Annotated in this window: 5 protein-coding genes; 2 read left to right on the top strand and 3 right to left on the bottom strand. The window is 50.1% G+C overall.

The features are described 5' to 3' along the window. From Q0256_RS06955 to Q0256_RS06945, 3 genes are all read right to left on the bottom strand, one after another. On the bottom strand, positions 1-583 hold a 583-nt coding region (locus Q0256_RS06955; RefSeq protein WP_297961553.1), incomplete at its 3' end, for an NAD(P)H-dependent oxidoreductase. A 556-nt stretch (positions 584-1,139) separates the two neighbouring features. Further along, positions 1,140-1,982, bottom strand: a complete 843-nt coding sequence (locus tag Q0256_RS06950) for a hypothetical protein (protein WP_297961550.1) — start codon at positions 1,980-1,982, stop codon at positions 1,140-1,142. Positions 1,983-1,993: 11 nt separating this feature from the next. Then, positions 1,994-3,124 carry a CinA family protein gene (locus Q0256_RS06945; protein ID WP_297961547.1) on the bottom strand — a complete coding sequence of 377 codons (1,131 nt, stop codon included), beginning with the start codon at positions 3,122-3,124 and terminating at the stop codon, positions 1,994-1,996. Positions 3,125-3,242: 118 nt separating this feature from the next. On the opposite strand from Q0256_RS06945, the gene ileS reads away from it, so the two are divergent. Next, the gene (gene ileS / locus Q0256_RS06940) at positions 3,243-6,002 is read left to right on the top strand and encodes an isoleucine--tRNA ligase (RefSeq protein WP_297961544.1); all 2,760 of its coding nucleotides are present in this window, start codon (positions 3,243-3,245) and stop codon (positions 6,000-6,002) included. Positions 6,003-6,098: 96 nt separating this feature from the next. Then, entirely contained in the window at positions 6,099-7,457 is a 1,359-nt protein-coding gene (gene gatA / locus Q0256_RS06935) for an Asp-tRNA(Asn)/Glu-tRNA(Gln) amidotransferase subunit GatA (protein ID WP_297961541.1), read from the top strand. Positions 7,458-7,473: the final 16 nt, after the last annotated feature.

Raw genomic sequence — 7,473 nt, 5'->3', positions numbered from 1 at the left:
GAATCAATAGGTGGTATGAATAATGATGGCAAATCTTGGGTAACAAAAAATGCTTATAGATATTTAAATACTTTATATAATTTTTCGCACTATTTTCTACGGCTTGCTCGCTTTTATCGTAAGTAAAGCCGTATGAGACGAAATTTGGTAGCGTAACTGCGCCGACAAAATTAAACGTAGCCTTAAATGGCGCTAGCACCTCATCCACGCTAAAGCCCACGATGCCGTTTTTAGAATAGTCTGCCTCGGTCGCGCCAAGCGAGATCGCAAGCGCGAATTTTTTGCCTTTAAGCTTGCCGCCGCTCTCTGCGCCATAAGCCCAGCCGCGCGTAAAAACGTCCTCAAACCACTGCTTAAGAAGCGGCGTGCAGTTTGAAAAACGAAACGGAAACTGAAGCACGATTTTATCGTGGCTTTCGAGCAGTTTTTGCTCCTTTTCCACATCGATTTTAAAATCCGCATAAAGCGCGTAAAGATCGTGAAGCTCGAACTTATCGGGATGGGCTAGCACGGCATCCCTCCAGTGGCGGTTTACGAGCGAGTTTGCGATATTTGGATGAGCTAAAATAATGAGAGTTTTCATTTCTATCCTTTAAATTTGAAATTGCGGGGCGCATTATAGCCCTACTTCGTAAAATTTTTCTTGTTTTATCGCAAGCAGCCTTAAATTCTAAAGCTTTACCAGCCGCCACCCGCTTATCTTTACAGCAACTTCAAAGAGCGCAAGCTTTGAATTCCAAACTTCATCCGTTACTCGCGCTTTATTTAGAAATGCTTGCCCTGGAGGCACTCGTCACGTTTTACAGAGGTTTACTACTTCTTTGCAAATATTTATATTCCATTGCGGAGGCTCGCGCGAGTAAAATTTTAACGAAGCCGCCGCGCAGGGGAAATTTTAATAAAATTTAGCATCGCTTCTCTGCAAGCATTCGCCACAACAAATAAAATTTAGATGAAATCTAGCCGTGCTTTAAACTATAAAACCTTGCCATCGGTTCCGTCATCGGGTTGCGGGTGCTCATCGCGCTCTTATGAGTGTCCGTCCCCTTTCGTTCAGGCTCGTTACGTTCCTGCGAAGACTTGCCGCTTCCTCGCGGATGGCGATCGCAACGAAAAATTTGAGTAAAATTTAGCGTCGCTTAAATTCTAAAACTTTGCCTATCGACCGCCTCTTCAGGATCTGAATTATCATCGCGCTCCTGCGAGCGCCCGCCGCGAGGCCCCTGTCTAGGCTGCACGCCAAAGCCCTCCAAGACCTTGCCTAAGCTCTCGTTCGCATCTTTTATAATTCCTTGCAGGCTTTCGCCCATTTGATCAAGGTTTTTGCCCGCCTCGCGTGCCGCCGCTTCGCCCTGCTTTAGCAGATCCTCGATCCTATCTGCGTTGCGAGCGGCGAAATCGCTCAGCGCTTCGGGCGCCTTTTTCTGCAAATTTTGCAGGGCCTCGCCCAAAACTTTAGCATCGTTTGCAAGCTCGTCTATCGTGGAGTTTAGATCGGATTTTTGCTTGCTTTCAAAGCCCTGCGGCACGGAATTTCGCACTGAGCCTTGCGTAGAATTTTGTGTGGAGCTTTGAGCGGAATTCTGACCCGAGCTATCCGTGCTTTTATTAAAATTTTGCCCTTGATTACCCGCGCTAAAATTCTGCTCCGAACGCGCGCTTTGCTCGCGATTTTGCGCGTCTGATCCGCCGTCGCAGCCGCTCAAAATACACGCCGTAGCTAGCGCCAAAGTAAAATTTCGCGCCGCGCTTATAAAGCTAAAATCGTTTATAAAATTAAAATTTCTAGCGCGACCCGCTGAGATAAAATTTCGCCCGTCGCTAGCCCGAGTAAAATTCTGCCCGCCCTGCGTCGAAGTAAAATTTCGCGCACCGTCCGCCGAATCGAAATTTTGCCATCGTTCAAAGCCCCGCTCACCGCTCGCTCTGATAAAATTCTGCGCTAAATCACGTCTGCACCCTTTCAAAATTCGTCTTTTCAAAATCCGCTCCTTTAAATTTCATCTCTCGCAGGCGCGCTTGGAAGCCGCCCGAAAAACAAGTCGCTTCTAAGCTTCAAAAGCAAGCAGATAGCGATATCGGCGCTTTGTTCGCGGATGTAGTTTCGATCGCCTTTTAGATGAAATTCCCCGACGATCTGTTTGCCGCCCTGCTCCTTCGCGCCGATAAAGACCGTCCCTACGGGCTTTTGCGCGCTTCCGCCGCCGGGGCCTGCAATACCGCTTACCGCAAGAGCGAAGCTCGCCCCGCTGCTTTGTAGCGCGCCCTCCAGCATCTCGCCCACGGTCTGCGCGCTGACCGCGCCGTAGCGCGCGAGCGTATCTTCGCCTACGTTGAGCCAGAGATTTTTTATCTCGTTGGCGTAGCTTACGAGCGAGCCGTCGAAAACGTCGCTCACGCCCGCAACCGCGCCGAATTTTGCGGCGATGAGCCCTGCGGTGCAGCTTTCGGCAAAGGTGATCTTAGCGCCTATTTCGCGCAGTCTATCCACCACAAAGCCCATAAAATCGCCGCCTTCGATGTAGCAGCTCTCATAATACTTCCCGACGCTTTGTAAAAACGCGTCCAGCGCTCCGAATTTCATCGCACTGGCGCGCACGAGCAACAAAAAGGAGCAGGGCCTACTGATCGTAAGCGAAATTTTATAACTGATCGCGAGGCTTTCTAGGCGCTGCTTTACGCTTTCGTATTCGCAATCGAAAAGATAAAAGCTCTCGCCCGCGCTCGGCGCGTCTTGAAGGATCGGCGGCAAGCTCTGCAAGCAAAGCGCCTTGATAACGTTTACCGAGCAGCCTCTGACGTTTAGCAGGAAGCTGTTTTTCGCCACCGTACGCGCCATCGAGGGAGCTAGGGTTTCTCCGTTTTTCAGCTCGAGCGAATCGAAAGAGAGCGTCGATAAAATTTTACCGACGACCGCGTAGGCGGAGTTTGCCGCAAAGATCGTGATAAAATCGTACGAATCGATCATCTTTTCAAGCGCGAAGGGCAAAACCTTATCGTTTTCGCTTAAGAATTTCAGATCGTCCATCCGCCCAAAAACTCGTTCGTAGCTGCGAGAAATATAGCTCATCAAAGCCGCGTCGTAGCGGATCTCCTCGCCGATTACAAGGATGATATTTTTCATAAAGACCCTCATTAAATTTTCGCACATTATAGCATAAACGCAGACTGCTCTTTCAGAGCTTTTTAATGGCGTTTTGGATAAACTTCACAAATTTTTTAAGACACGAAAAGGTACAAATATGGACTACAAAGATACTCTCTTTCTTCCTACGACGGACTTTGCGATGCGAGGCGCGCTGCCGCAAAACGAACCTGCGCGGTTTAAGGCATGGTACGACGAGCGTAAAATTTACGAAAAGATGAAAGCTAGGCGCAAGGGCGCAAGCGTCAGCTTCAATATCCACGACGGCCCGCCGTACGCTAACGGACACCTCCACATCGGCCACGCGCTGAATAAAATTTTAAAAGACATCATCACCAAAACCCATTATTTCTTCGGCGAGGATATCCGCTACGTGCCGGGCTGGGACTGCCACGGCCTGCCGATCGAGCAGCAAGTAGAGATCAAGCTGGGCGAGCAGAAAAAATCGCTTTCAAAAGTGCAGATCCGCGAGCTTTGCAGACAGCACGCCAAAGAGTTCATAGACGTGCAGCGCAATGAATTTAAAGATATGGGGATTTTGGGCGACTGGGACGATCCGTATCTGACGCTAAAATTTGAGTTTGAAGCTGAAATTTACAAGGCGCTCTGCCAGATCGCAAAAAAAGGAATTCTGATCGAGCGCTCAAAGCCCGTATTTTGGAGCTGGGCAGCAAAAAGCGCGCTCGCAGAAGCCGAGGTCGAGTACAAAGACAAAGAGGACTACTCGATCTTCGTGGCGTTCGATCTAAGCGATGAAGCGAACGCTAAAATCGGCGCGAAAGGCGCCAAAGCGGTCATCTGGACGACCACGCCTTGGACGCTGCCCGCAAACGGCGCGATATCTTTGAACCCGAATGAAATTTACGCGCTGACGAGCGAAAATTTAATCCTTGCAAAACCTTTGGTCGAAAGCCTCGTAAGCCTGGGCATCACAGAAGGCAAGATCGTAAAAGAATTTAAGGCTACCGAGCTTGAAGGTCTAAACGCGATCAATCCGCTAAACGATAGGGATTCAAAATTTATCCTCGGCGAGCACGTTTTAATGGATGGCGGCACCGGGCTCGTGCATACGGCTCCCGGGCACGGCGAGGACGATTATTTCGTAGGGCTTAAATACGGTATCGAGGTGATTATGCCCGTGGATGAGGGCGGCTGTTTCGATCAAACTCTTAAAACCAAAAAACTCTTCCGCGCAGACGTCGTAGATGAGCTCGTAGGGATGCATATTTTCAAAGCAAACGAGAAAATTTTAGAGCTTCTAGGCCCCGCGCTTATCAAATCCGGCAAATTCGTCCACTCCTATCCACACTGCTGGCGTACGCACAAGCCGGTAATCTACCGCGCGACGAAGCAGTGGTTTATCGCGATGGATGAGCCAATGCCTAGCGGCAAGACGCTGCGCCAAGTGGCATTAGAAGAGATCGGCAAGGTTAAATTTTATCCGCAAAGCGGCATCAACCGCCTTACCTCGATGATAGAAAACCGCCCCGATTGGTGTATTTCGCGCCAGAGGGACTGGGGCGTGCCGATAGCGTTTTTCCGCGATAAAAACACCAAAGAGCCGATTTTTGATGAGAAAATTTTAAATAATATCTACGAAATTTTTAAGGCTAAGGGCGCGGATGCTTGGTGGCAGATGGAAATTTCGGAGCTTTTACCGCAGAACAGCGGCTATAAGCCTGAAAATTTAGAAAAGGTAATGGATATCTTAGACGTTTGGTTCGATAGCGGCTCGACGTGGAAAGCGGTGCTGCAAAGCGGCGCTTACGATGCGGGCAAATTCCCTGCGGATATGTATCTTGAGGGCAGCGACCAACACCGCGGCTGGTTTCAAAGCTCTCTGCTTCTAAGCTGCGCGATCAACGAATGCGCGCCGTACAAAAGCATCCTCACGCACGGATTTACCGTCGATGAGAAGGGCCAGAAGATGAGTAAATCAGTCGGAAACGTCGTCTATCCGCAAGAGGTCGCCAAGAGCCACGGCGTGGAAATTTTACGCCTTTGGGTCGCGATGAGCGATTATTCGACCGATCTGAAGATCAGCGACAATATCCTTAAGCAGGTAAGCGAGCAGTACCGCAAGATCCGAAATACTATAAGATTTCTGCTCGCAAGCACGAGCGATTTAAATGAGATCGAGACGAGTAATTTTACGCGGCTTGACCGCTGGATCCTAACGCGCGCGGCAAACGCCTTTGCGAGCGCGGAAGCGGCGTTTAGAAACTACGATTTTTCAAAGGGCTTCAACGCCTTGCTAAATTTCTTAAGCGCCGATCTGAGCGGAATTTATCTTGATATCTGCAAAGACAGGCTCTACTGCGACGCACCCGACGAGCCGCGCCGCAGAAGCGCGCAAAGCGCGATCGCGCTGATTACGCGAGCGCTGCTGCCTCTGATCGCGCCTACGCTAACCTACACGATCGACGAAGTGATGCAGTTTGCGCCGAGTATCATCAAAGAGGGCAAGGAGGACGTCTTTGATCTGATCTACAAGCAGGTAGAATTTGACGATTTTCTAGAATTCGACGAAATTTTAATCAAATCGAGGGAGAAATTTTTCGAGCTTATCGACGCGCTGAAAAAGGACAAGATCATCAAATCGACGCTTGAGCTGGTTTTAGAAACGAGCTCGAACGAAATTTTATCAAACGACATCCTAGGCGTGGCGGATTGGTTCATGGTAAGCGATGTGGACACTCTGCAAAGCGAGGAAGCTCTGGCGGAGTTTAAGATAAACGACGAAATTTTCCGCCTCGTAAAATCCTCTAAACACAAATGCCCAAGATGCTGGAAATTTAACGCAAAAGAGCCTGATGAGCTCTGCCCGCGCTGCGCGAAGGTCATGCATGCTCGCTAGCCCCATAAGTCTCGGCTTCGTATTTTTTACGATCGCGCTGATCTGCGTAGCGACGGGCGTGGGGATCTATTTCGTGAATAAATTTAAGGATGGCAGATGATAAGTTTGAAAGAGGCTCTAAAGCTGAGCGCGGATGAAATTTCGGCGCTTAGAGCGGAGCTAAAGGATAAAATTTTAAAAACCAAAGAGCTCGGCGCCTACGTCGAGCAGCTCACGGGCGAGGCTTTAAACATCAGCGGCGAGGGTGTGCCGATCGCGATCAAAGATAACATTCAGGTAAAAGATTGGAGCGTCACCTCGGCGAGTAAAATTTTGCAAGGCTACGTTGCGCCATACGACGCGACGGTGATCAAAAAGCTACGGAAGCGCGGTTTGGCGCCGTTTGGGCGAACGAATATGGATGAGTTTGCGATGGGAAGCACGACTGAGAGCTCATTCTACGGCAAAACTCTCAATCCGACCGATCACTCGCGCGTACCCGGCGGCAGTAGCGGCGGAAGCGCGGCTGCCGTAGCGGCAAATATCGCCATAGCCGCACTCGGAAGCGATACGGGCGGCTCTATCCGCCAGCCGGCGGCATTTTGCGGCTGCGTAGGCTTTAAGCCGAGCTACGGCAGGGTCAGTCGCTACGGGCTTGCGGCGTATTCGAGCAGCCTCGATCAGATAGGACCGATCACGCGCAGCGTCGAGGACGCAGCGATTTTATACGACATCATAGCAGGCCGCGATGAGATGGACAGCACGAGCTACGCAGGCGCTTACGAAAGCACCGCAGATAAGCTAAACGCAGATCGCAAGCTTAAGATCGCCGTTATAAAAAATTATATCGACGAGGCCTCGCAGCAGGTCAAAGAGGCTCTGAATTTAACCATAGAAAAGCTAAAATCCTTCGGACACGAGATCGTTTACCGCGATCTTTGCAGCTCCAAATACGACATCGCGACCTACTACATCATCGCAACCGCCGAGGCTAGCGCAAATTTAAGCCGCTACGACGGCGTGCGCTACGGAAACCGCGCGAAGGCTCTAAATTTAAAAGAGCTCTACGCCAACACCCGCGGCGAGGGTTTCGGCGACGAGGTCAAAAGAAGAATGCTTCTAGGCACCTTCGTGCTAAGCAGCGGCTACTACGACGCATATTACATCAAGGCACAGAAGGCAAGAGCCTTCATCAAAAGCGAATATGAGGAAATTTTAAAAGACGCCGATCTGATCTTTATGCCGATCGCGCCGGGCGTGGCATATAAATTCGGCGAGCTTAGCGATCCGCTTCGTGCATATCTTAGCGACATCTACACGATCGGCGTAAATTTAGCGGGGCTTCCCGCGATCTCCGTGCCGGTAGCGAAAAACAAAGAGGCTCTTAATATCAGCGCGCAGCTCATCGGGCGCGCTTACGACGAACAAACGGTGCTGGACGGCGGCTTGAGTTTAGAAAAAATCGTGAAAGGATAAGTATGAAGATCGTCAA

The organism is uncultured Campylobacter sp. (assembly GCF_937949835.1).
In the GTDB taxonomy this organism is placed as follows: Bacteria; Campylobacterota; Campylobacteria; order Campylobacterales; family Campylobacteraceae; genus Campylobacter_B.
This window is presented reverse-complemented; position numbering and strand designations above follow the sequence as displayed.

Excerpts from the sequence above, each read along its gene's own strand:
- Q0256_RS06945 (WP_297961547.1), bottom strand. The coding sequence starts at position 3,124 with ATGAAAAATATCATCCTTGTAATCGGCGAGGAGATCCGCTACGACGCG.
- gatA (WP_297961541.1), top strand. The coding sequence starts at position 6,099 with ATGATAAGTTTGAAAGAGGCTCTAAAGCTGAGCGCGGATGAAATTTCG.
- ileS (WP_297961544.1), top strand. The coding sequence starts at position 3,243 with ATGGACTACAAAGATACTCTCTTTCTTCCTACGACGGACTTTGCGATG.